The organism is Alistipes senegalensis JC50 (assembly GCF_025145645.1).
GTDB lineage: Bacteria > Bacteroidota > Bacteroidia > Bacteroidales > Rikenellaceae > Alistipes > Alistipes senegalensis.
In genome coordinates this window covers 2,715,505-2,738,475 of record NZ_CP102252.1, presented here as the reverse complement: position 1 = coordinate 2,738,475, position 22,971 = coordinate 2,715,505, and the positions used below count along the sequence as shown (strand labels likewise).

The window sequence follows — 22,971 nt, the reverse complement described above, 5'->3', positions numbered from 1 at the left end:
TTCAAGAAACCGCGACAGACTATGATGAAAATCGCAATCGTGGGTACGGGCTATGTCGGCCTGGTATCGGGGGCCTGCTTCGCCGAAATGGGGCTCGACATCACCTGCGTGGACATAGACCGGGAGAAGATCGACGCGCTGAACGCCGGCGCCATCCCCATCTACGAACCGGGGCTCGATGCGCTCGTGCAGCGCAACGTCCGTGCGGGACGCCTCCACTTCACCACCGACCTCACCGAATGCCTCGACCACGTCGAAGTGGTCTTCTCGGCCGTCGGTACCCCGCCCGACGAGGACGGCTCGGCCGATCTGAGATACGTCCTGGAGGTGGCCCGCACCTTCGGGCGCCACATCCGGAAATACACCGTGCTGGTGACCAAGAGCACCGTGCCCGTGGGCACGGCCCGGAAAGTGAAGGCCGTGATCGAGGAGGAGCTCGCCCGGCGGGGCTGCCAGGTGCCGTTCGATGTCGCCTCGAACCCCGAATTCCTCAAAGAGGGGGCCGCCATCAAGGATTTCATGTCGCCCGACCGCGTGGTCGTGGGCGTCGAGAGCGAGCGGGCCCGCGAGCTGATGGCCAGACTCTACCGGCCGTTCCTGATCAACAATTTCCGGGTGCTGTTCATGGACATCCCCTCGGCCGAGATGACCAAATACGCCGCCAACGCCATGCTGGCCACGCGCATTTCGTTTATGAACGAGATCGCCAACCTCTGCGACCGCGTGGGCGCCGACGTGGAGATGGTGCGCAAAGGCATCGGCTCCGACGCCCGCATCGGCAACAAGTTCCTCTACCCCGGCTGCGGCTACGGCGGATCGTGTTTCCCGAAAGACGTGAAAGCGCTGGCCCGCACGGGCCGCGAGAACGGCTGCACGATGCAGATCATCGAAGCGGTCGAACGGGTCAACGAACGGCAGAAAAGCGTGGTCTTCGAGAAATTGCAGGCCGCGCTGGGCGACCTGCGGGGCAAGCTCGTCACGATCTGGGGGCTGGCGTTCAAACCCGAGACCGACGACATGCGCGAAGCCCCGGCGACGGTGGTGATCGACCTTCTGCTGGAGGCCGGCGCCGAGGTCTGCGCCTACGATCCGGTGGCCATGCCCGAATCGCAGCGGCGGATGGCCGGGCGTCCGATCCGTTACGCCCGGACGATGTACGAGGCGGCCGAAGGCGCCGACGCCGTGGCCCTCATCACCGAATGGAAGGAGTTCCGCATGCCCGACTGGCCTCAGCTGCACGCGGCGATGCGCGGCGACGCGATCATCGACGGCCGCAACATCTTCGACAAGCCGGAGGTCGCGGCCGCCGGGTTCCGCTACTTCGGAATCGGGAAATGACCGACGAAAACGGCCCGCGAAAAGCGGGCCGTTTCCTTGCAGGACCGGATATTTACAACATCGGAATCACCGTCACGTAGATCGCGGCGATGATGGCCGACGTGATGACTCCCGTGACATTGGCTCCCAAAGCGTCGGGCAGCACCATCGACGAAGGATTGTCGTGCGACACGATCTTCTGGGCGACTTTGGCCGTCGTCGGCACGCAGCTCACGGCGGCGATGCCGATCACGGGGTTGAAATTGCCCCGCTTGATGAAATACATGACGTAGCCGCCCAGTATGCCGCCGATGCCCGAGATCAGCAGGGCGAGGATTCCCAGCACGAGGAGTTTGAGCACCGTGGGATCGAGCAGCGTGTGGGCGTCGCACAGCACGCCCAGCAGGATGCCCAGGAAGAACGTCGAGCCGTAGAGCATCGGCCCGCTGATGAAATCGTTGACGTGTTTCAGTCCCGACTCCTTGATGACCACGCCGATAAAGAGCGAGAAGAACAGCGGCGCGGCCACCGGGAAGAGCAAACAAAGGATCACGCACATCACCACGGCGAATGCGATCTTGGCCGCGGGGCTGTACTGCTTCGCCGGTTTCCCGGCAGGCTTCATCTTGATGGCCCGCAGGCGTCTGGGCACCATCGCCCGCACCAGATAGGGATACCCGCCGTAGGTCAGCCCCAGGTAGAGATAGGCCACGACGGTGATCGGCACGAAGATCTCCTTCGAGAGGTTGAGCGAGGTGAAGAGCACCATCGGTCCGTCCGCGCCGCCCACCATAGCGATCGAGGCGCTGTCACTGGGACTCAGGCCCATCGAATAGGCGATCGGCAGCACGGCGAAGGTCCCCAGCTCGGCGCACAGCGCGAGGAACATGCTTTGCAGGGGTTTGGCCAGCAGGAAATTGATGTCGAGCATCGTTCCGATACCCATGAAGATCAGGCAGGCGATCAGGCCGTTGCTGAAAGTGAAGGTATAGACGGGTTGCAGGAAGTCGATTTGCAGAATGTTCATCAGCTGGTCGGTGTCGGTCACCATCGGGTCGAGGAACAGATTGCCGTGGGCACCTCCGGGAAAGATCAGCACACCGGCGTTCACGGCCGCCATGCCCAGTCCCATCGGGATCATCACCAGCGGTTCCAGAATCCCCTTGCGTCCCAGGTAAACCAGCAGGATGCCCAGCAGGATTAGCCCGATGCGCGAATACATGATCGCCGGATCGGACTGCAACAGGGTCGAAATGCCCTGGAAAATACTGCCCAGATCAAATTTTTCCATGATGCAATTCGTATAAACGTTTCATTTCCGCATCCTGTTTCTCCCCGTCCCGGGGATTTCCGAAATGGTATTCGGCCAGTCCGTTCTGCGCCGCCCCTTCCGGAGAGCCGTCGTCCTCACAGTCCAACGACCAGATACTGCGGTAGGTACGTATCAGGTTCATGCGGTAGGCCCGGGCCCATACCCGGCTCCGGCCCATCCAGTCGGAAAGGCCGCACCCGCCGAAGCGGGAGAAGAAGAAAGTCATCCCTTTGAGCACATACGCGAATGCGATCCCCACGACAAACGTGAAGCCCATCATCAGCGCAGTCTCCCGAATTATATACATCAGGTTCATCGCTTTATTTTTTTAAGATTTGTAGTGCGCGCGACGCCACGCCCCGGGCCGCACGGCATTCGGGAGCGGTTCGCACACGGAATTCACCCGTACAGCATCCCCTGCGGGGTGCACGGTACGGGATCGGATGAAGGGATGAGAGGCTAAATGACCAGTATGCCGAACCGGAGATAGTCGGTCCGGTGGGACGGCAGGGCCGTCAGTTCGCTCTGCGACAGCAGGGAAACGACATATTGCGTACAGCAACTCCGCGCGAGCGAGAAATGGCGTCCGAAACAGGAGTTCCGGACATCGACAGTCGTCCGGCGGTGATTCTCCAAATGCTTGCGCAGGGCGCGCACGGGCGACGGGACAGCCGGCTGAACGGTCTCCGTGGCGAAACAATCGGCATAGAGGGACGCCACGGAGTAACACTCCGCGACCCTGCCGACATCGGCCGGCATACGCGCTTCCGCGCCCGCGTCCTTCGCCGGCGACAGCGAGGAGAGCAGCAGAAACAACAGGATGAACACCGGCGTTTTCATATCTCGTAGAAATTGCGTCGCTCAAATTTAATACAAATCCGAGAAACAAACAAGTCTGCGGCAGGAATCTTTTCATCCCCGGTTTTCGGAAGCCGGAAGCGGGGATTTTTCAGACAGGCATATTCCGAAATTGAACCACACCCTGCCCCAAAAGGCGATTTGCAGGGCGAAAATTCGAAGTAATTTTGCAACGGTCAAACAGTACATTATGAACAACGATAACAGCAAACTTTTCCTGCTCGTCCTGCTGGGCCTGCTGACGGCGTTCGGTCCCTTCGTGACGGACATGTACCTGCCGACGCTGCCCGCCATGACGGATTTCTTCCGCACCTCTTCGTCGATGGTGCAGATGGGCCTGACGACCAGCATGATCGGTCTGGCCGCCGGACAGCTGCTCTTCGGCCCCCTGAGCGACAAGTACGGACGCCGCACGCCGCTGCTGACGGCCATGTGGCTCTTCATCGGCTCCACGCTGCTCTGCATCTTCGCCTCGGACATCCGCCAGTTCATCGCCGCTCGCTTCCTGCAAGGCATCGCCGGTTCGGGCGGCATCGTCATTTCGCAGTCGGTGGCCACCGACCGTTTCGGAGGCCGCGACCTGGCCCGGATGCTGGCGCTGATCGGCGCCGTCAACGGCGTCGCACCGGTCGTCGCACCCATCATCGGCGGCACCCTCACCGACTCCATCGGCTGGCAGGGCATCTTCTGCATCCTGCTCGGACTGGGGTGCCTCCTGCTCGCAGGCTGTTTCCGCCTCCGCGAATCGCTGCCCGCCGAACGCCGCAGCGCCGTGGCCTGGAACGACATCCTCCGCAATTTCGGCACCGTGCTCCGCAACCGTCGCTACCTGGCCTATGTACTGCAAATGGGCTTCGCACAGGGCGTGCTGTTCGCCTACATCGCCTCCTCGCCCTTCATCGTGCAGGGACACTACGGGTTCTCGGCCTTCGAATTCAGCATCTGCTTCGCCGTCAACGCCGTGGCCATCGGCGGAGCCGCAGCCTTCTCGATCCGCTTCCGCAGTCCCGAACGAAGCACCCGCACCGGATGCGCCGGAATGCTCCTCTTCGCCGCCGCCGAAGCCGCGGCACTCGGCCTCGGATGCGGTTTCTGGGTCTACGAAGGAGTGCTTTTCGGACTGCTGTTCGCCATGGGACTCACCTTCACCTCCTCCACGGCGCTGGCTATGGAATCGGCCCGCGAGCACGCCGGCACGGCCTCGGCCCTGCTGGGCGCCGTCTGCTTCTCGTTCGGCGGTGTCGTATCGCCGCTGGTCGGCATCGGCAACACGCTTCTCTCCACAGGTACGGTCTTCGTCGCCTGCGCCCTCTGTTCATGGCTCAGCCTGCGCATCGTCCCGCGGCCCACGACGCTCGCCGCCGCCTGACAAAAAAAGGCCGGAGCGCAATGCTCCGGCCCGTAACCCGATCGTCCGGCACGCCTACTTGCGCACCTTGACGATGATCTTGCGCACCGTTCCCTCGCCCACCATCGGAGCGTGGCCGTCCTCGGGGAAAAGCACCGTGAACTGGCCCGGGCGCAGCGTATAATAGGTCTGCGGCACGTCGTCGAAGAACTGGATGTCTTTCGCGGCGTCGAACTCGCCCTGCGGCAGTTTCAGTTCCCGGCGCTCGCTCCAGCCGAAGGACTCCTCCTTGCCGGTGACGAGCACCTGGATGTCGATGTACTCGTTGTGCACTTCGAGTTTGGCATCGGGTTTCCGTTTGAGCTCGCGCTCCATCACGTTGACATAGATGTCCTTGCCGTCGAGCTCATGGATGCCCGGCTCCATCTTCGTCCAGTCCGTCGAAGCGATCAGCGCGAAAGCCTTCTTCATGCGCGGGTTGACGTTCTCGTACAACGCGCAGTTTTTCAGTGAGTCTAAAATCATGTTTTTATCTGTTTTTCCGGTTCTTCGTTCTCCGGCCCCGGAACCGATTCCGCAGCCGCACACAAAGTTAACAAGAATTTTTATTTTAACCAAAGGGTCCCTCTACGACGATTTTTTCAGCCGCACGACGACGGGATGGTGGTCCGAATACTCGACCGGTATCACCTCGTAGGAGAGGGTTTCCAACCCCTCGGAACTCAGCACGTAGTCGATGCGCAGCGTGTTGTAGAATCCCCGGAACGTATGCGAATAGCCCGAACCGCACTCACTGAAAGCGTCACGCAGCCCCCGGGCCATCGTGCGGTAGACATACGACATCGGCGTGTCGTTGAAATCGCCGCAGACGATCTTCCGCGTACGCGTCGCGCCCGCGACCTTGGCGATGCTGTCCACCTGCCGGGCCCGCAGCACGCTGTTCTCGCGCAGGCGCGTGACGATGCTGCGGATCTTGGTCTCGCGCGCCGTGTCCGAGAGGAACCGGTGGCTGGTGATGAACTCGTTGTCCGAGGCGTTGATGGCCGTCGAACGAAGGTGGTTGTTGAACACCCGCACCGTATCTTCGCCGATCATCACGTCGGCCCAGACCGACGACGAAGGCGTCAGCACCGTGCCGGTCCGCAGGATGCGGTATTTGCTCAGGATGGCCATCGTCGAGCCGTAGACCGAGTCGGGAGCCTGCGTGCGTCCGAAATGGGCGCTTTCGTACTTCTCGTCGAGCAGCGCGAACTCCGCCGAACGCTCCGCCAGACGGGCGTTGAACTCCTGCAAACAGATGATGTCGGGGTCCTGTTCGGCGATCAGTTGCAGGATGTCATCGACGCTGCTGCCGCCGTTCTCGCCGTAGAAACTGCGGACGTTGTAGGTCATCACCCGGAACGACCCGCGGTCATAAACCGCCTCTTCGGCGTAGCTGCGGCGGATTTCGGGCCGCCAGAAGAGCGAAACCTTGAAAAGCCCCGCCACGACGATCGCCAGCATCACCAGGGCGCGCACCGTGCGCCAGCGGATCACCCAATAGAGCATCAGCACCACCGAGGCGACGTAGATGCCGGGGGCCGCAAGCCCCAGCACGGGAAAGAACCAGACCCGGGCGGGATCGACGTAAGGGACCAGATAGGTAAGCAGCATCGTCACGGCCGCCGCGACGGTCGCTATCGTCAGAATCAGGTCCAGCACTCTTATGACGATACTGCGGCGGCGTTTCGCCGGGCGTCCCCCGTAATCGTTGTAATACTCCGAAGCCATCGCTCAGAAACGGATCGTCCCGCGGCGTTTCCACCATTGGAGCAGCAGGAAGCCCCACAGCATGCCGCCCACATGGGCGAAATGGGCCACGTTGCCCACGCCCCGCCATCCGAGGAAGAGCTCGATGACGGCGTAGATGATGACGAACCACTTGGCCTTCATCGGGATGGGCGGTATCAGCAGCATGATGACCGCATTGGGGTGCATCACGCCGAAAGCCAGCAGCAGCCCCATCACGGCGCCCGACGCGCCGACCAGCATCAGCGGCAGTTCCCCGAAGGCCAGCGCCGTGAGGTACTGGATCAGCGCCGCACCGATGCCGCAGACCATGTAGAAAGTCAGGAAGCGCTGCGACCCCAGCTCGTATTCGAGCGTCCGCCCGAACATCCACAGGGCGAACATGTTGAAGAAGATATGCTCGAAATTGGCGTGCAGGAACATGTAGGTGATGAACTGGTAGGTATGGAAGAACGGCGTCCCGAGCGACAGGGCGCAGTACTCCATGATCCGGTCGCCCACGGGCAGCAGCGCCGTGGCCATATAGACCAGCACGTTGATAATTATCAGGTTCTTGACGACCGGAGGGGTCTGGAAATAACGGTTCATGGCGTTTTAATTTTTGCAAATGTAACTCTTTCCGCGGGATTATCCCAGCTTGGCGCGCAAATCTTCGGGGGTGATCTCCGCGGTGATCGCCTTGCCCGAGGGCGAGAAACTGAAACTGCCCGTGTCGGCCAGCTGCGCCAGCAGCGCCGCGGCCTCTTCGCGCGACAGCATCCGCCCGGCGCCCTTGGAGCCCGAGCGGGCCATCACGGCGGCGATCTTCTCCCGCCGGACATCGGCCAGCGACACGGGGGTCGCAAAAGCCTGCAACAGCTCGAACAGCAGTTTGTCCACCGCATCGGCGGGCATGTCGGCGGGCGTGCCCTTCACCTCCACGGCTCCTTCGCCGCAGAAGTCGATGTCGAAGCCCAGCGAAGCGAACTCCACGGCGTTCTCCTCCAGCAGGGCGTATTCGTCGCCCGAGAGCACCAGCCGCTCGGGAAACAGCAGCTGCTGGCTCACCGACGAGCCGTTGCCCAGCATGCGCAGGTAATCTTCGTAAAGAATCCGCTCGCGGGCGCGGCGTACGTCCACCACCACGAAGCGGCCGCCGAGCAGGGCGGCGACATACCCGCCCGGCAGGGGCATGGGATCGGTGAACTCCGGACGCTGCGCCATGTCGAAACGTTGCTGTTCAGGAGCGGCCTCCGAAGGGATGAAATCCAGCGCGCTGTCGTCGAAGCCTCCGCCGGAAGCGATCTCGAAACCGCCTCCCGACTCGAACTCCTCGAACTCCCCGTCGTCCGTCGCAGGCAGGCCGCTGCGCCCGCCTCCCCGCGGAAATGCGGGTGCGGCGCTCCGGCCTCCGCCCGTGCGGAATCCCGCGGCAGAGTTGTCCGACACGGCACCGCCGTCGCGGTAAGGCACGTCGAAACCCGTGAAATCCTCGTTGGGATCGGGCGCCGTGGGGTCGATATACTCCTCGCGGAAAGGATTGTAGTCGCTGTTGGACATCGCCTGCGGCTCGCTGTACACGGCGCCCCGCTGCAACACGGGAATCTCCACCACGCCGTCGCGGTCGAAATCCATCAGCGGCACGGCGCCCGTCTTGGCCAGCGTCTCGCGCACGGCGGCGTTGATGATCTGCCACACGGCCTCCTCGTCGGCGAACTTCACCTCGGTCTTCTGCGGGTGGACGTTCACGTCGATGCGCCCGGGGTCGATCGTCAGGAAGAGGAAATACGACGGCTGGCAGTTCTCGGGAATCAGCTTCTCGTATGCTTTCAGGATGGCGCTCGTCAGGTAGCTGCTTTTGAAAAAGCGGCCGTTGACGAAGAGGTACTGCTCCGAATTGCGCTTCTTGGCGGCCGCCGGACGGCCGATATATCCTTCGATGCGGGCGATCGAGGTGTCGGCCTCGACCTCCAGCAGATTCTGTTTGATATGGCGCCCCACCACGTCCACGATACGGCCCGCCAGCGACGACGCCTGCAACGTGTAAACCGGAGCGTCGTTGGCATAGAGTTCGAAGGCGACCTGCGGGTTGCAGAGCGCGATGCGCTGGAACTCGGCCTTGATATGCGAAGCCGACGTGGTGCTCTTGTCCAGGAAACGGCGGCGCGCCGGGACGTTGTAAAAGAGGTTGCGCACGAAGAACTGCGACCCCACGGGGCACATCACGGGCGTCTGCGACGCGAACTGTCCGCCGTTGATCTCGGTCTGGGTGCCCACCTCGTCGCCCTCCTGCCGCGTGCGCAGCTCCACCTGCGCCACGGCGGCGATCGAAGCCAGCGCCTCGCCGCGGAATCCGAACGTATGCAGGGCGTAAATATCCTCCACGGCCCCGATCTTGCTCGTGGCATGGCGGTCGAAAGCCATGCGCGCGTCGATGGGCGACATGCCGCAGCCGTCGTCCACGATCTGAATCAGGTCCTTGCCGCCATCGCGGAAATTGACTTTCACGGAGGTCGCGCCTGCGTCGAGGGCATTCTCCATCATCTCCTTCACCACCGAAGAGGGCCGGTTGACGACCTCGCCCGCGGCGATCTGGTTGGCGACGACCTCGGGTAGTAATCTGATCTTGTCTGCCATCTACTCCTCCTGGTAATCGTTGGGGACGACCGTGATGGGTGCGTAGGGATCGAACTCCTCGGCGGCCTGCTCGGTCCGGACCGGTGCGGCCGGACTTCCCGCACGCAGGAACACGTCGGCCAGCTTCGGGTACAGAAGGTAGATGAACAGCAGCACCAGCACGGCTGCCGCCGCCATCTTCAGGATACGCACCTGCCCCGCCCTATCCTCGTCGGCGCGCCGCGCCGCACGGGCGTCGCGCTGGGTGCGGATGTACTGCCCGGGCTTGTATTCCCGTCCGGCATCCTCGGCCCGTTCGCCGCGCAGCTCGGCACGGCGCTGTTCACGGGCCTCCTTCTCGGGGTCGTAATAACGCGGGATATAGTTGAACTTGTTCGCGTGCTTCTTAAACGGGGTAAAGCCTAACATGGTCGTCCTGTTTTTTCGGTAAAGATACTAAATCTTCGGGATTTTATGATCATCCTTCCATTTTTGAGACAATCCGGCCGCGATGCGACAACTGCGTGCAACAGGCGAGGGCAGACAATAAACTGAATCCAATGCCCAACATCCAGGCATCGCCCCTAAAGCCCGGCTTTCAGCCGGGTGGATCAGACTCGCAAACAGGGCGGAACACCCTGAACACAACCGACCGAAACTAATCAAACGGTCGAACCCATCTTCGAATCTTCTTACCGGAAGAAACTCTTCATCCGTTCGAAAATGTTCTGGTTCTTGACCGATTCGGCCTTCTGGAACCCGGGCTGCGCCGCCAGCTGTTCGACGAGCCTCTTCTCCTCGGCCGAGAGTTTCGCCGGGATGGTGATGTCCACCACCACCAGCTCGTCGCCGCGGCCGTAGCCGTTCACGTCGGGCAGACCCTTGCCGCCCAGACGCAGCACCTTGCCGGCGTGCGTTCCCGGGGCGATCTTGATCTTGGCGCGTCCGTCCACGGTCGGCACCTCCACCGTGCCGCCCAGCAGGGCCGTCGTCACGGTGATATTGAGGTTGTGGATCAGGTCGTTGCCGTCGCGCACCAGTTCGGGGTTCGGCTCCTCCTCGATCATCACCAGCAAATCGCCGCTCACGCCGCCCTGACGCGCCGCGTTTCCCTTGCCCGTGACCGTGAGGACCATGCCCTCGCCCACGCCGGCCGGAATGCGGATCTCCACGACCTCCTGGCCGCGCAGCGTTCCTTCGCCCTTGCACTTGTCGCACTGCGCCGTGACGACCTTGCCCGAACCGCCGCACATCGGGCACACGCCCTGCGTCTGCATGCGGCCGAAGAAGGTGTTCTCCACGCGCGTGACATACCCCGTGCCGTTGCACGTCGGGCAGGACGAATAGGAATTGGCATCCTTGGCCCCCGTGCCGCCGCACTTGTCGCAGGCCACGGTCTTGTTGATCTTGAGCTTCTTCGTGACGCCGTTGGCGATCTCCGCCAGGGTCAGCTTGACCCGCACGCGGATGTCCGAACCGCGGTTCACGTGGCGCGCACCGCCGCCGCCCGACGAGCGGAACCCGCCGCCGAAATGGCCGCCGAAGATGTCGCCGAACTGCGAGAAGATGTCCTCCATCGAGAACCCTCCGCCGCTGAATCCGCCGAAGCCCCCGGCTCCGCCGCCCGCCGCGCCGCTCATTCCGGCATGGCCGAACTGGTCGTACCGGGCGCGCTTGTCGGGATTCGACAACACGTCGTAAGCCTCCGCGGCCTCCTTGAATTTCTCCTCGGCCTCCTTGTCCCCGGGATTCTTGTCGGGGTGGTACTTGATGGCCGCCTTGCGGTATGCCTTCTTTATTTCGTCAGCGTTAGCGTTCTTCTGGACGCCCAGCACTTCGTAGTAATCCCTCTTTTCTGCCATGATCCTACTCTCCTACAACAACTTTTGCGAAGCGCAGCACCTTGTCGCCCAGCTTGTAGCCCGTCTGAACCACGTCGATGACCTTGCCCTTCTTCTCGTCGCCGGCGGCGAACCGCGCCACGGCCTCCGAGAGATCGGCGTCGAACTCCTTGTCCAGCACCTCGATCTCGGTCACGCCCTTCTGGCGCAGCGCCTCGGTGAATTTCTGCGAAATGAGCGTCACGCCCGCCCGCAGCGCCTCCAGATCATCGCTCTTCTGCATGGCGTCCACGGCGCGCTGCACGTCGTCGCGCACGGGCAGCATGGCCAGCAGCACGTCGCGGCCCCCGGTCTGCACCAGTTCCATCTTCTCTTTGAGCGTCCGCTTGCGGTAGTTGTCGAACTCGGCCTGCAAACGCACGAATTTGTCCTGCCACTGGGCCACGGCCGCTTCGAGCGCCTTGGCGGCATCGTCCTCGGCAGCCGGATCGTCGTCTGCCATTGTGTCAGTCGCATCGTCTGCCGTGTCTGACACATTGGCACAGGGTTCACCGTCGCACGAAGGATAACCGTCGCCCGGAGCGAAACCTTCGTCGCCGCTAACGGCTTCATTATAAACTTCTTGCTTTTTCATATCTTGTAATTTTTTCAGTTTTCCTCCCCTTATTCGAACAAATTGCATACCAACCCGCCCAAAGGCCGGATTTCAAGGGCTACGCTACCCGATGATGAAAATCGCCGGGCGTTTGTTCAGTTCGGGCAGCGGACGCCGCCGCCACTCCCCCGCCGTGCGGGTTTCGATCCGCCCGCCGGGAGCCGTCAGCTCCACGGCCACCGTCAGGCGCGTCTCCGCCCCGAGCGTCTGCACCAGCTGCTCCATCAGCTTCCCGTTGCGGTAGGGCGCCTCGATGAACAGCTGCGACTGCCCTTCGGTCAGGGCCCGCCGCTCGAAAAAGCGGATGGCCTTCGCCCGCTCGGGCGGCTTCACGGGCAGATAGCCGTTGAAGGCGAACGACTGGCCGTTGAGCCCCGACGCCATCACCGCGAGGATGATCGACGACGGCCCCACGAGCGGCACCACGCGGATGCCGCGACGGTGGCACGCCTCGACGACCAACGCCCCCGGATCGGCCACGCCCGGCACGCCCGCCTCGGAGATCACCCCCGCCGAACGGCCCTCCAACAAGGGTTTCACCAGCTCTTCGACCTCGCGTCCGGCGGCGGTATGCTCGTTCAGCTCGCGGAATTCCAGCTCTCCGATGGGCCGTTCGACGCCGGCTTTCGACAAAAACCGCCGCGCCGAGCGCGTATTCTCGACGATGAAATAGTCCAGCGAGTTCATCACGTCGCGGTTGGCCGCGGGCAGCACGTCCCAGGGCGCCGTCTCGTCCGAGATCGGGCAAGGTATCAGATAGAGGGTTCCGTAATCCATTACTCTTTGAGGTAAATCCGTTTCACACGCCCCGACACCGAGGTCATGATCTCATAGGGGATGGTCCCCAGCACGCGGGCCATCGTTTCGAGATCGTTGCCCGGCTCCGCCGAGAAGATCACCGCCTCGTCGCCCTCCCCGACGCCCGGAATGTCCGTAACGTCGATCATGCAGCTGTCCATGCAGACCCGTCCGACGATCGGCGCGGGCCGCCCGTTCACGCGCATCGACCAGCGTCCGCACCCCAGGTGACGGTCCAGCCCGTCGGCATAGCCGATCGGCACCGTAGCCGTCACCGTCGGCCGCAGGAGCTTCCCGGCACGCCCGTATCCCACGGCGTCGCCCGCTTCGAGACGCTTGATCTGCACGATGCGGGTTTTGAGCGTCGATACCGGACGCAGGCCCGGATTGTGCTCCCAGCCGAAGCCGTAGAGTCCCAGCCCGAGGCGGCACATGTCGAACTGCGCCTCGGGAAACCGCTCGATGGCGGCCGAATTGGCCGTATGGCGAATCACGGGATACGGCAGCGACGCGGCGACGGCCGCGCTCATGCGGTCGTAACGCGCGATCTGCGCCCGCGTGTAGGCGTCCTCTTCGGGCATGTCGGCGCAGTTCAGGTGCGAGAATACCGACGCCACCTTCACGGCGGGCAGTTTCGGCAGCTCCCCGCACAGACGCTCGATTTCGTCCTCCATGAATCCCAGCCGGTGCATGCCCGTGTCGAGTTTCAGGTGGATGGGATAGCGGATCTCTCCGGCGTGCGACACCGCATCGGCGAAATCGGCCAGCGAACGGAAACTGTATATCTCGGGTTCCAGCCGGTTAGCGATCATCTGGTCGAAACTGTCGGCGTCGGCATTCAGCACCACGATCGGCATCGTGATCCCCCGCTCGCGCAGCAACACGCCCTCATCGGCGAACGCCACGGCCAGATAATCGACGCCCTGATGTTGGAGCATCTGCGCCACCTCGAAATCCCCTGCGCCGTACGACCCCGCCTTGACCATCGCCACGAGCTTCGTCCGGAAATCGAGCTTCGAGCGGAAGTAATTGAGGTTGTGGATCATGGCGTCGAGATCGACCTCCAGCACCGTCGTGTGGCTCTTGCGCGCCAGGGCATGGGCCAGCTTCTCGAAGCGGTACTCCCGGGCCCCTTTCAGCAGCACGGCGCGTCCCGCCACGGCCCGGCGGCCGATGCGGGCGATGCACTCGTCGGTCGAGGCGAAAAATTCCTTGTCGCAGTCGAACAGCGCAGCGTAGCGTTTCAGTTTGGGTCCGATGCCGATCAGCGTGTCGATGCCCGCCCGCGAGACCATCCCGGCCACGCGGCCGTACAGTTCGTCGTCCGTCAGTCCGCTCTGCGCGATGTCCGACAGCACGAGCGTCCGGCGGCGCGACAACGCCACGTTGTGCAGATAGTCCAGCGCCAGCGCCAGCGAATTGAGATCGAGGTTGTAGGCGTCGTTGATGAGCACCGAGTCGTTGATGCCGTCCTTGACCTCCAGCCGCATGGCGACCTCGGGGGCCTCGGAGAACGACGGCGCGGGATAACCCATCGCCGCGCAGAACGCCTCGACGAGCTGGGCGTTGCGGCGCGACGCCTCGTTGCCGATCACCGCCTCGGGAACCTGCGGGCACGCCGCGGCGTCGCAGAGCTTCCGTTCGGCGAACCGTGCGGCGATCATGCGTCCCAGCGGCTCGTAATAACTATGATAAACGATGGTCCGGGCCCGGTGGGCGAGGATCATCTTTTCGTTGCATTTCTGCTCCAGATTGAGGAAGTTCTCCTGATGCGCGTCGCCGATCGAGGTGAAGACCACCACGTCGGGACGGATGATCCGCTCCAGCCGCTCCATCTCCCCGGGCTTCGAGATGCCCGCCTCGATCAGCGCCAGCTGCTCGTCGCCCTCGATCATCAGCACCGACAGCGGCACGCCCAGCTGCGAATTGTAACTCTTGGGCGAGCGGTAGCACTTCATCCCTGCGGGCAGCTCCTCGGCGATCCACTCCTTGATGACGGTCTTGCCGTTCGACCCGGTGATGCCCACGACCGTGCCTTTGAACTGCGCCCGGTGGTAAGCCGCCAGGCATTGCAGGGCCGCGATGGCGTTCCCGACCACGACGTACCCGCATCCGGGCAGGGGTTCGACGCTGCGCTCGGTGAGGAACGCCCTCACTCCGCGCGCATACATCTGCGCGATGTAGTCGTGCGAATCGTGGTTGGCGCCGCACATGGCGACGAACATCGGTCCGGAGCCCAGTTCGCACGTCAGCGAACGGCTGTCGGTCACCACCGACTGCACCTCGCAGTCCGTGCCCGAGAACTTGCCGCCCACGACGGCGGCGATTTGCGAAAGCAGATATTTCATAAAATATCCAAATTATCTTTTATGACCGTTCTTGTGCTCCGACCGCCGTAACCCGCGGCGTTCCGCCGCGTTTACAAATCTGACCCCACCCCAAACCCCTCCCTCGGGAGGGGCTTGTCGCATCGCGGCCAGAATGTCTCAAAAAATGCTAATCCTGCTTAAACGTAATTATCGTTATTCCCGCTCCGCCGCGGTCGGCATGCTCGTCGACCGCCGAAGCGATCTCCGGCACCGTGCGCAGGTAACGGCGGATCTCCTCCTTCAAAGCCCCCGTGCCCTTGCCGTGGAGAATCGACACCGACCCCACGCCGACCATCAGCGCGTCGTCGATGAAATTCTGCACCATGTCCAGCGCTTCCGACGCCCGCATGCCGCGCACGTCGATGTGGTCCTTGAAGTTGAGCTTGCGCGACGAAATGTCCACCGACACCACCGTCCGGGCCGTCACAGGGCGCGTCGCCTCGCGGTATTCGTTGTTCGAGACCACCGTCAGCCGGCTCTTGTCCACCGTCGTCAGAATCTGCCCGAAGGCCACCTGCGCCCGATTGCCCTTCACCGACTGCACCACGCCGACCATCTCCTGCCCGGCCATGCGGACCTTCGACCCGACCACCGCCTCGCGCGGCTTCTCGGGCACGGGTGCAGGCGCTTCGGCGGCTTTCGCCCCCTGCCGGGCCTTGCGCTCGTCGCGCCGCTGGCGGCGGCGTTCGATCCGCTCGATCTCGCGGGCCACGGCGGCCTCCTTCTCCGACGAATCGGCCTGCTCGACCGTCTCGCGGAAATCGTCCAGCTCCCTCCGCGCCAGCCGCGTCAGCTCCTTCTCGGCCTGCGCTTCGCGGATCGTCCGGATCGTGTTCTCGATCTGCCGGTTGGCATCGGCGATCAGCTGCTGCGCCTCCTGTTTGGCCTTTTTCAGTATCTCCTGCCGCTCGGCGCGTATCTTCGCCAGCTGTTCGGCGTAGTTCTGTTCCAGCTCCTCGACCTTGCGGTCCGTCAGGCGGATGCGGTCGCGCTTCTGCTCCCAGTAGTGCTTGTCGCGGGCGATCTCGCGCAGCTGCTTTTCGATGTTGATATGGTCCGACCCGGCCTTCTCGCTCGCTGCGCGGATGATCTCCTCCGGCAACCCGATCTTGCGGGCGATCTCCACGGCGAACGAACTGCCCGGCTTGCCCGTCTCCAGCCGGAACAGCGGCCGGATGTTCTGCACGTCGAACATCATCGCGCCGTTGGCGATGCCCTCGGCCGACGACGCATAGTATTTGATATTGGCGTAGTGGGTCGTGATGACGCCGTAGCACCCCTTCGCCAGCAGGCGTTCGAGAATCGCCTCGGCGATGGCCCCGCCGATGACGGGCTCGGTTCCCGACCCGAACTCGTCGATCAGCACCAGCGTCCGGTCCGAAGCCCCCGCCAGCATGTTTTTCATGTTCAGCAGGTGGGACGAATAGGTCGAAAGGTCGTTGTCGATCGACTGCTCGTCGCCGATGTCGATGAAGATGCTTTCGAACACGGGCAGTTCCGAAACCTCCGAGGCCGGAACCGGGAACCCGCACTGGAACATATACTGCACGATACCCGTAGTTTTCAGGCAGACCGACTTGCCGCCGGCATTGGGGCCCGAAATGACGAGGATATGCTTGCGGCGGTCCAGCTGCAGGTCCAGCGGCACGATCTCGCGCCCCGAGGCTTTCAGCGTCTGCTGCAGCAGCGGGTGGCGGGCGTTCTTAAGCACCAGCCGGTCGTCGGTCGAGAGGATCGGCCGCACGCAACGGTTCTCCGAGGCCCAGCGCCCTTTGGCGCGCAGCATGTCCATCTCCGCGAGATAATCGCCCGAATCGGCGATCAGCCCGGCGTCGGGACGGATCGTCTCGGTGAACTCGGTCAGGATGCGCACGATCTCGCGTCGCTCGGCATACTCCAGTTCGCGCAGTTCGTTGTTGATCTCCACCACCTCGACCGGCTCGATGTAGAAGGTCTTTCCCGTCGCCGACTCGTCGTGGATGAATCCGTTGAGTTTGCGTTTGTTACCCGCCGCGACCGGAATCACGGCCCGCCCGTCGCGGATCGATATCTGGGCGTCGGCGTCGACGATGCCCGCCCCCTTGGCCGAGGCCAGCACGGCCTGCAGGCGCTTGGCCGCCTGCCCCTCGCGTTCACGGATGGCCCGGCGAATCTCCTGCAACGCCGGCGAAGCGTTGTCCCTCACGTTCCCGAAGCGGTCCAGAATGGCGTCGATGCGCTGCACGATCTCCGGGAACGCCGCCACGCCGCGCGTGCGGGCGCAGAGCGTCGGATAGCGTTCTTCGCGGCCGAGGATAAAGGCGACGATGCCGCCGACGACCGACAGCGCCTTGTGCAGGGTCACGACCTCCTCCACGTCGAGGAACGAACCCTCGACACGCAGTTTGGCGACGACGTAATCGACGTCGGGATACTCTCCCCCGGGAAAATCGCGCTCCATCTCGAGCACGAGTCGCATCTCGTCGGCCAGCGCCAGCCGCCGTTCGATCTCGCGAGGCGAGGTCGAAAAGCCCTCGGCGGCAAGCCGCCCGCGGGCGGCACGCATGGTGCAACGGGCCGCGACCTGCTCACGGAGCCGGTCAAAACCTATTTTCTGCTCGAATGTGGCAGGATAAATCATGACGGTAAATTAAAAATGAAAAATTAAGAATTAAAAATCGAAATCCGGTCGGCTGAAAGCCCATTATTAATAAGAGAGGCGGCTCCTTCCTACCGTACAAGGCAGGCAAAAAACGACCGGGATTCTTTCATTCTTCATTTTTAATTTTTAATTCTTCATTTTTAATTTCACTGAGTCCCGCTCGGCCCGGGCGGCCGCCTTGGCGGCTTTCCGGTCGGCCTTCTCCTGCATCTTCTCCGGACTGCGCCCGAAGAGCGAGAAGTGGACGTAACGGCCGGGGTACTGTTCGAGATTGGCCAGCAGCGACGCGAGGTTGTCGCTCGCCTCGGTCAGCGAATCGTAGAGCGCAGCGTCGTTCAGCAGCTTGCCGACGGTTCCCTCACCCGACCCGATGCGGGCCAGCAGACCGTTGACCTCGCCGACCGCATCGGAGAGCTGCCGCGCGAATCCGCCGTCGGCCAGATCCGCGGCGATGCGGTTCACGCTCCCCACGATGCTGTCCACGCGCGGGGCGTTCTCGCCGAGCATCGCGGAAAAGGCCGTAAGATTCTCCACGGCGGCTTTCAGATTGTGTTTCTCGGCGTCGAGAATCCCGGCCAGGTCGCCCGTGACGGTATCCAGATGGCCCAGCGTCCCGGTGATGCTCTGCGCATTGGCCTCCAGCAGGTCATTGAGGTTCGTCAGCGTGCGCGAAAGGTCGCCCGTCACCTGCGAGATCTTCTGCTTGAAGAAATCCAGCTCCGATCCCGCCATGTCCATCAGATCGCGGTCGCGGCTCGAACGCAGCGTGTCGCCCTTTTCGAGATAGGTATGGGCCGAACCGTAGGTGATCTCGATGGCTTTCGACCCCATCAGGCTGTTGCTGAATATCTTGGCCTCGGAATCGGTCGGAATCCGGTACTGGCGTTTGACGGTCAGTTGCAGCACGACGTTGTCGCTGCGCCCGGGATCGAACGAAATGCCCGTCACCGTACCGATCTTCACGCCCTTCATCATGATCGGCGAGGCCGTCTGCACGCCGTTGATCTGGTCATAGGCGGCGTAATAGACCGAATTGCGGCTGAAAATGTCGAATCCTTTCAAAAACCGGATTCCGGCCCATGCGGCGATGAGCATCGCCACGGCGAAAATTCCGATTTTAGCTTCTCTCTTCATAGCTGAAATTTTATTTTACGATTTGCGTTCCCCGGCAGCTCACCACGAAAGCCTCCGGGAATACCCTGCGGACCTCGGCCGCCTTGCGCTGGGCCGCGGCGCGGGTTTCGTATTCTCCCACACAGTATTTGTAGGGGAAACGCCCCTCGGAAGTGAACTGCTTCACCTTGCCCTTGTAGTCGCGGAACTGCGCCGAGGAGACGGACACCGGCGACGCCGAGGCCATCACCTGCACCGTGTAGCGCAAGGGTTGTGCGACAGGCTTCCGCACCGGTTTTTCAGCGGCCGGTTTCGCGGCATCCGCTTTCGGTTTCTCCGCGGCGGGTTTCTCTTTCGGCTTCGCGGGCTCCGTTTTCGGCTTCGGCGTCTCGGCCGCGGGTTCCGGAGCGGCGGGCTTCGCCTGCTCCTCCCCGGCCATGCGCGTCCCGATCACATAGGACGAATAGTCCCGCACGGCCCGGTAAAGCGAGCGGGCGATCTCGTTCTGCCCCTTCTCCGACTTCATGTAGGCCGCCTCCTGCGGGTTGGACATGAATCCGATCTCGGTCAGCACGCCCGGCATGTCCGTAGCGTAGAGCACGCGCAGCAGCTGCGGTTTGATGCCGCGCGAATGACGCCCGGCTTTCAGGTAATTGTTCTGGATGCAGCGGGCCAGGGCCATGCTGTACTCGCCGTAGGTGAACTGCAAGTTCTGGATATAGGCCCGCACGATGGCCGCCGTCCGCTCGTCGGACATGTCGATCAGGTCCTCGCGGTTGCTCTCGTAGAGGGCGTTCTCGTTGTAAAGCTGCTCCTTGGGGCTCTCGCCCATGATGAGCGTCTCGACGCCCCGGGCCGCCGCGACGGGCGCCGCATTGACGTGGATCGAGATGAAGAGGTCGCCCCCGGCCTTGTTGGCGATGTCGGCACGCGCCTGCAAGTCCGAAGCCAGGTCCTTCCCCAGCTCCTTGTCCGTCTTGCGGGTGTAGACCACCTTCACGCCCGGCATCCCATCTTCGATGAGTTTGCCCAGCTTCAAGGCCACCTTCAGCGTCAGGTCCTTTTCATAGACTCCCCCGTAATGCGCCCCGGGAAATTTGCCTCCGTGTCCTGCGTCGATCACCACGACTTCGAAGCCGTGCGCAATATTCTCTGCGGCGGCAACGTTGGTAAAAACGATTGCGGCTGCGAAGAGGAGTAGCAACAAGAGTCGTGTGCGCATATTTAATGGTTGCAAATGTGAGCTTTCTGTATTTTTTTACCTATCTTTGTCGGGCTTAAAATGCGGCGGGAACGCACCTGCGGGGCATTCCGGGCGTTTTTGCCGACTTGTCGGCAAAGGTATGGAAAATTTTTGGGATTTTGGATAGAATTAGGGTAAAATATCTCCTGTCGGCGACGGTTCTGCTCCTGTTCGCCCAGATCGTCCTGGGCGGCGCGGCCCCCCGCGCGGCGTTCGACGGCCCCGTGTCCGACACCCTTCTGACTCCCCTCCCCACCGACACCGTGAGCCCGTCTGCGGCCCAAGCGCAAGCCCCCTCGCGGCGCGAAGCACGGCGGCAGGCCCGCGAAGAGGCCCGGCGGCGCGCCGCCTTCAACGCCCTGCCGCAGGAGGAGCGCGACTCGCTCTTCTCGGCGCAGGTCGATTCGCTCGTCGCCCGGAAAACCGACTCGCTGAACATGTCCCGCCCCGACTCGCTCGCCGCAGACACGCTGCACCGCGACACGGTCAAGAAACCGCGGCCCGCGGGCGCCTTCCTCGACGATCCGATCGCGGGCAAGAACACCGACTCGCTGGTCTACGACGTGCGCAACAAGCTGGTCTACATCTACAACCAGGGCGATGTCACCTATCAGAACAGCAACCTCAAGGCCGACTTCATGCGCATCGACATGAACTCGAAACTGGTCCACGCCTACGGCAAACCCGACTCGGTGGAGGGCAAGTTCATCATCACCAAGCCCGAGTTCTCCGACGGTTCGGCCTCCTACCAGATGGACACGATCACCTACAACCTCGACTCGAAGAAGGCCAAGATCAAGGGCGTGGCCACGCAGCAGGGCGACGGCTGGCTGGTGGGCGGCAGCGTGAAGAAGATGCCCGACAACACGATCAACATCCAGCACGGCAAATACACCACCTGCGACGAGACGGACCACCCGCACTTCTATCTGGCGATGACCAAGGCGAAAGTCATTCCGGGCAAGAAGGTCGTCACCGGCCCGGCCTACCTGGTGATGGAGGACGTGCCGATCTACTTCCTCGGCATCCCCGAGGGCTTCTTCCCGATCAACATGGGTCCCAAGTCGGGCCTGCTGATGCCGACCTACGGCGAGGAGTACTCCAAGGGATTCTTCCTGCGCGACCTGGGCTACTACTTCACGCTGGGCGAATACGCCGACCTGGCGGTGCGCGGCGGCTTCTACACGCTCGGTTCGTGGGAGGCATCGGCCGCCTCGCGCTACATCAAGCGCTACAAGTACAGCGGCAGTTTCAACATGCAGTATTCGAACGTCAAGACGGGCGAAAAGGGCGAGGACGACTACATCAAGCAGAGCAACTTCCGCATCCAGTGGACCCACTCGCAGGACGCCAAGGCCAACCCGGGTTCGACGTTCTCGGCCTCGGTGAACTTCGCCACCAGCGGTTACAGCCGCTATTCGGCCACCAACCTCAACGACATCCTCGCCACGCAGACCAACTCGACGATCTCCTACTCGAAGAACTGGGCCGGCACGCCTTTCTCGCTCTCGGCGAACATGGCCATCTCGCAGAACTCGCAGAACAAGTCGATCTCGGTGACGCTGCCGACGGTGGTGTTCAACGTCTCGCGCTTCTACCCCTTCAAACGCAAGGAGAAGACCGGCAAGGACCGCTGGTACGAGAAGATCTCGGTGCAGTACACGGGCAAGATGACCAACTCGGTGACCACCACCGAGTCGGAAATCTTCTCGAAGAAGACGCTCGAAAACATGAAGAACGGCATCGAGCACTCGATCCCCATCTCGGCGTCGTTCAACCTCTTCAACTACATCAACCTTTCGCCGTCGGTCAACTACAACGAAAAGTGGTACTTCAAGAAGGTCGAATACGAGTGGAACCCCGTCACGAACCAGACCGACACGCTGCCCACGAACTACGGTTTCTACCGCCTCTACAACTACAACCTCAGCGTCTCGGCCTCCACGACGGTCTACGGCATGTACGACTTCACGAAGAAGAGCCGCAACCGCAAGATCCAGGCGATCCGCCACACGCTGACCCCCTCGATCGGATTCTCCTACGCCCCGGATTTCAGCGACCCCAAATACGGCTACTACAAGACCCGCCAGACCGACTCGACGGGCCGTTTCACGACCTATTCGCCCTATGCCGTCAACGCCTACGGCGTTCCGTCGTCGGGACGCTCGATGTCGATGAACTTCTCGCTGTCGCAGAACCTCGAAATGAAGGTGCTCTCGAAACGCGACACCTCGGGCGTGAAGAAGATCAAGCTCATCGACGAACTGCGCATCAGCGGCTCGTACAACTTCCTGGCCGACTCGATGCGCCTGTCAACCATCCCGATCTCGTTCCGCACGACGCTGTTCAACAACTTCGGCATCAACCTCTCGGCGACGCTCGACCCCTACCGCGTCTCGCCCGAGGGCAAGCGCTACGACAAGCTCTTCTTCCCGGGGCGTATCGTCTCCACGGGCTGGTCGTTCGGCTACACCTTCAAGTCGCGCGCCGACAAGTCCCAGCCGGCCATGAACGACATCACGTCGATCCCTCCGGAGTACATGAACCCCTTCTACGACCCTTACGGGCACATGGACCCCGTGCTGCGGCGGCAGTACATGGCGCAGAGCTACTACGACTTCTCGCTGCCGTGGAACTTCGGCTTCAACTACTCGGTCAACTACTCGATCTCCTACGTCAACAACGGCACGACGGGCTACCGCAAGAACGTCACCCAGACGGTCGGGTTCAACGGCTCGCTGAATGTCACGCCCAAAACCGGCATTAATTTCCAGGGCGGCTTCGACATCAAGCAACGGAAACTCACGACCTCGTCGGTCTCCATCACGCGCGACCTCCACTGCTGGCAGATGTCCTTCTCGTGGATACCGTTCGGCTACCACCGTTCGTGGAGTTTCAACATCGGCGTCAAGGCCGCGTCGCTCTCCGACCTGAAATACGACAAGTCGCAGTCGATGTACGACAACATGTACTAAACGAAAAGCGGCGGTGTCGGAAATCGACACCGCCGCTTGACTTCATGAATCAAATCAATCAATTTTTATGGGTCTGGGAAAATCCTCCCATTTCCGTGAATCCGAGTAATATATTTTG

The 22,971-nt window shown here is 62.3% G+C and carries 18 protein-coding genes; 3 read left to right on the top strand and 15 right to left on the bottom strand.

Annotated features, from left to right (window positions below; translation table 11 throughout):
• The first annotated feature begins 24 nt into the window (after nt 1-24).
• Nucleotides 25-1,338: a UDP-glucose dehydrogenase family protein gene (locus NQ519_RS10890; RefSeq protein WP_026076607.1), complete on the top strand. Its 1,314-nt coding sequence runs from the start codon at nt 25-27 to the stop codon at nt 1,336-1,338.
• A gap of 52 nt (nt 1,339-1,390) precedes the next feature.
• Here the strand turns inward: NQ519_RS10890 and NQ519_RS10885 are convergent, their stop codons facing one another.
• The 3 genes from NQ519_RS10885 to NQ519_RS10875 all read right to left on the bottom strand — a co-directional run bounded on the left by NQ519_RS10885 (nt 1,391) and on the right by NQ519_RS10875 (nt 3,469).
• The gene (locus tag NQ519_RS10885) at nt 1,391-2,608 is read right to left on the bottom strand and encodes a sodium ion-translocating decarboxylase subunit beta (RefSeq protein ID WP_019151127.1); all 1,218 of its coding nucleotides are present in this window, start codon (nt 2,606-2,608) and stop codon (nt 1,391-1,393) included.
• Nucleotides 2,595-2,945, bottom strand: a complete 351-nt coding sequence (locus NQ519_RS10880) for a hypothetical protein (RefSeq protein ID WP_019151128.1) — start codon at nt 2,943-2,945, stop codon at nt 2,595-2,597. The genes NQ519_RS10885 and NQ519_RS10880 overlap by 14 nt, the downstream gene beginning before the upstream one ends.
• Nucleotides 2,946-3,088: 143 nt before the next feature.
• Nucleotides 3,089-3,469, bottom strand: coding sequence for a hypothetical protein (locus NQ519_RS10875; RefSeq protein ID WP_019151129.1), 381 nt, complete (start codon nt 3,467-3,469; stop codon nt 3,089-3,091).
• A 208-nt stretch (nt 3,470-3,677) separates the two neighbouring features.
• On the opposite strand from NQ519_RS10875, the gene NQ519_RS10870 reads away from it, so the two are divergent.
• Nucleotides 3,678-4,856: a multidrug effflux MFS transporter gene (locus NQ519_RS10870; RefSeq protein WP_019151130.1), complete on the top strand. Its 1,179-nt coding sequence runs from the start codon at nt 3,678-3,680 to the stop codon at nt 4,854-4,856.
• A gap of 54 nt (nt 4,857-4,910) precedes the next feature.
• Here NQ519_RS10870 and NQ519_RS10865 read toward each other — a convergent pair whose 3' ends face one another.
• From NQ519_RS10865 to NQ519_RS10810, 12 genes are all read right to left on the bottom strand, one after another.
• A complete protein-coding gene (locus NQ519_RS10865) occupies nt 4,911-5,360 on the bottom strand; it encodes a YhcH/YjgK/YiaL family protein (RefSeq protein ID WP_026076608.1) in 450 nt (149 codons plus the stop codon).
• Between the two features lie 102 nt (nt 5,361-5,462).
• A complete protein-coding gene (locus tag NQ519_RS10860; protein WP_019151132.1) occupies nt 5,463-6,605 on the bottom strand; it encodes an endonuclease/exonuclease/phosphatase family protein in 1,143 nt (380 codons plus the stop codon).
• A gap of 3 nt (nt 6,606-6,608) precedes the next feature.
• Nucleotides 6,609-7,211 carry a rhomboid family intramembrane serine protease gene (locus tag NQ519_RS10855; protein ID WP_019151133.1) on the bottom strand — a complete coding sequence of 201 codons (603 nt, stop codon included), beginning with the start codon at nt 7,209-7,211 and terminating at the stop codon, nt 6,609-6,611.
• 39 nt (nt 7,212-7,250) lie between these two features.
• Nucleotides 7,251-9,239, bottom strand: coding sequence for a DNA mismatch repair endonuclease MutL (gene mutL / locus NQ519_RS10850; protein ID WP_019151134.1), 1,989 nt, complete (start codon nt 9,237-9,239; stop codon nt 7,251-7,253).
• Nucleotides 9,240-9,647, bottom strand: a complete 408-nt coding sequence (locus tag NQ519_RS10845; RefSeq protein ID WP_019151135.1) for a hypothetical protein — start codon at nt 9,645-9,647, stop codon at nt 9,240-9,242.
• Nucleotides 9,648-9,910: 263 nt separating this feature from the next.
• Nucleotides 9,911-11,080, bottom strand: a complete 1,170-nt coding sequence (gene dnaJ, locus NQ519_RS10840) for a molecular chaperone DnaJ (RefSeq protein ID WP_019151136.1) — start codon at nt 11,078-11,080, stop codon at nt 9,911-9,913.
• 4 nt (nt 11,081-11,084) lie between these two features.
• Complete coding sequence (locus NQ519_RS10835) at nt 11,085-11,693, bottom strand: nucleotide exchange factor GrpE (protein ID WP_026076609.1); 609 nt, start codon at nt 11,691-11,693, stop codon at nt 11,085-11,087.
• 84 nt (nt 11,694-11,777) lie between these two features.
• Nucleotides 11,778-12,491: an SAM-dependent methyltransferase gene (locus NQ519_RS10830; RefSeq protein ID WP_019151138.1), complete on the bottom strand. Its 714-nt coding sequence runs from the start codon at nt 12,489-12,491 to the stop codon at nt 11,778-11,780.
• Entirely contained in the window at nt 12,491-14,860 is a 2,370-nt protein-coding gene (gene alr / locus NQ519_RS10825; protein ID WP_019151139.1) for an alanine racemase, read from the bottom strand. The genes NQ519_RS10830 and alr overlap by 1 nt, the downstream gene beginning before the upstream one ends.
• A gap of 148 nt (nt 14,861-15,008) precedes the next feature.
• A complete protein-coding gene (locus tag NQ519_RS10820) occupies nt 15,009-17,501 on the bottom strand; it encodes an endonuclease MutS2 (protein ID WP_019151140.1) in 2,493 nt (830 codons plus the stop codon).
• Nucleotides 17,502-17,648: 147 nt separating this feature from the next.
• Entirely contained in the window at nt 17,649-18,656 is a 1,008-nt protein-coding gene (locus NQ519_RS10815) for an MlaD family protein (protein ID WP_019151141.1), read from the bottom strand.
• Nucleotides 18,657-18,666: 10 nt separating this feature from the next.
• The gene (locus NQ519_RS10810) at nt 18,667-19,857 is read right to left on the bottom strand and encodes an N-acetylmuramoyl-L-alanine amidase family protein (RefSeq protein WP_026076610.1); all 1,191 of its coding nucleotides are present in this window, start codon (nt 19,855-19,857) and stop codon (nt 18,667-18,669) included.
• Between the two features lie 140 nt (nt 19,858-19,997).
• Here NQ519_RS10810 and NQ519_RS10805 point away from each other — a divergent pair, with 140 nt between their 5' ends.
• Entirely contained in the window at nt 19,998-22,853 is a 2,856-nt protein-coding gene (locus NQ519_RS10805) for a putative LPS assembly protein LptD (RefSeq protein ID WP_019151143.1), read from the top strand.
• The last annotated feature ends 118 nt before the right edge of the window (nt 22,854-22,971 follow it).

Coding starts and splice junctions, on each gene's coding strand:
- mutL (WP_019151134.1), bottom strand. CDS start 9,239: ATGGCAGACAAGATCAGATTACTACCCGAGGTCGTCGCCAACCAGATC.
- NQ519_RS10890 (WP_026076607.1), top strand. CDS start 25: ATGAAAATCGCAATCGTGGGTACGGGCTATGTCGGCCTGGTATCGGGG.
- NQ519_RS10820 (WP_019151140.1), bottom strand. CDS start 17,501: ATGATTTATCCTGCCACATTCGAGCAGAAAATAGGTTTTGACCGGCTC.
- dnaJ (WP_019151136.1), bottom strand. CDS start 11,080: ATGGCAGAAAAGAGGGATTACTACGAAGTGCTGGGCGTCCAGAAGAAC.
- NQ519_RS10870 (WP_019151130.1), top strand. CDS start 3,678: ATGAACAACGATAACAGCAAACTTTTCCTGCTCGTCCTGCTGGGCCTG.
- NQ519_RS10845 (WP_019151135.1), bottom strand. CDS start 9,647: ATGTTAGGCTTTACCCCGTTTAAGAAGCACGCGAACAAGTTCAACTAT.
- NQ519_RS10835 (WP_026076609.1), bottom strand. CDS start 11,693: ATGAAAAAGCAAGAAGTTTATAATGAAGCCGTTAGCGGCGACGAAGGT.
- NQ519_RS10830 (WP_019151138.1), bottom strand. CDS start 12,491: ATGGATTACGGAACCCTCTATCTGATACCTTGCCCGATCTCGGACGAG.
- NQ519_RS10885 (WP_019151127.1), bottom strand. CDS start 2,608: ATGGAAAAATTTGATCTGGGCAGTATTTTCCAGGGCATTTCGACCCTG.
- NQ519_RS10855 (WP_019151133.1), bottom strand. CDS start 7,211: ATGAACCGTTATTTCCAGACCCCTCCGGTCGTCAAGAACCTGATAATT.
- NQ519_RS10865 (WP_026076608.1), bottom strand. CDS start 5,360: ATGATTTTAGACTCACTGAAAAACTGCGCGTTGTACGAGAACGTCAAC.
- NQ519_RS10880 (WP_019151128.1), bottom strand. CDS start 2,945: ATGAACCTGATGTATATAATTCGGGAGACTGCGCTGATGATGGGCTTC.
- NQ519_RS10860 (WP_019151132.1), bottom strand. CDS start 6,605: ATGGCTTCGGAGTATTACAACGATTACGGGGGACGCCCGGCGAAACGC.
- NQ519_RS10815 (WP_019151141.1), bottom strand. CDS start 18,656: ATGAAGAGAGAAGCTAAAATCGGAATTTTCGCCGTGGCGATGCTCATC.
- alr (WP_019151139.1), bottom strand. CDS start 14,860: ATGAAATATCTGCTTTCGCAAATCGCCGCCGTCGTGGGCGGCAAGTTC.
- NQ519_RS10810 (WP_026076610.1), bottom strand. CDS start 19,857: ATGCGCACACGACTCTTGTTGCTACTCCTCTTCGCAGCCGCAATCGTT.
- NQ519_RS10875 (WP_019151129.1), bottom strand. CDS start 3,469: ATGAAAACGCCGGTGTTCATCCTGTTGTTTCTGCTGCTCTCCTCGCTG.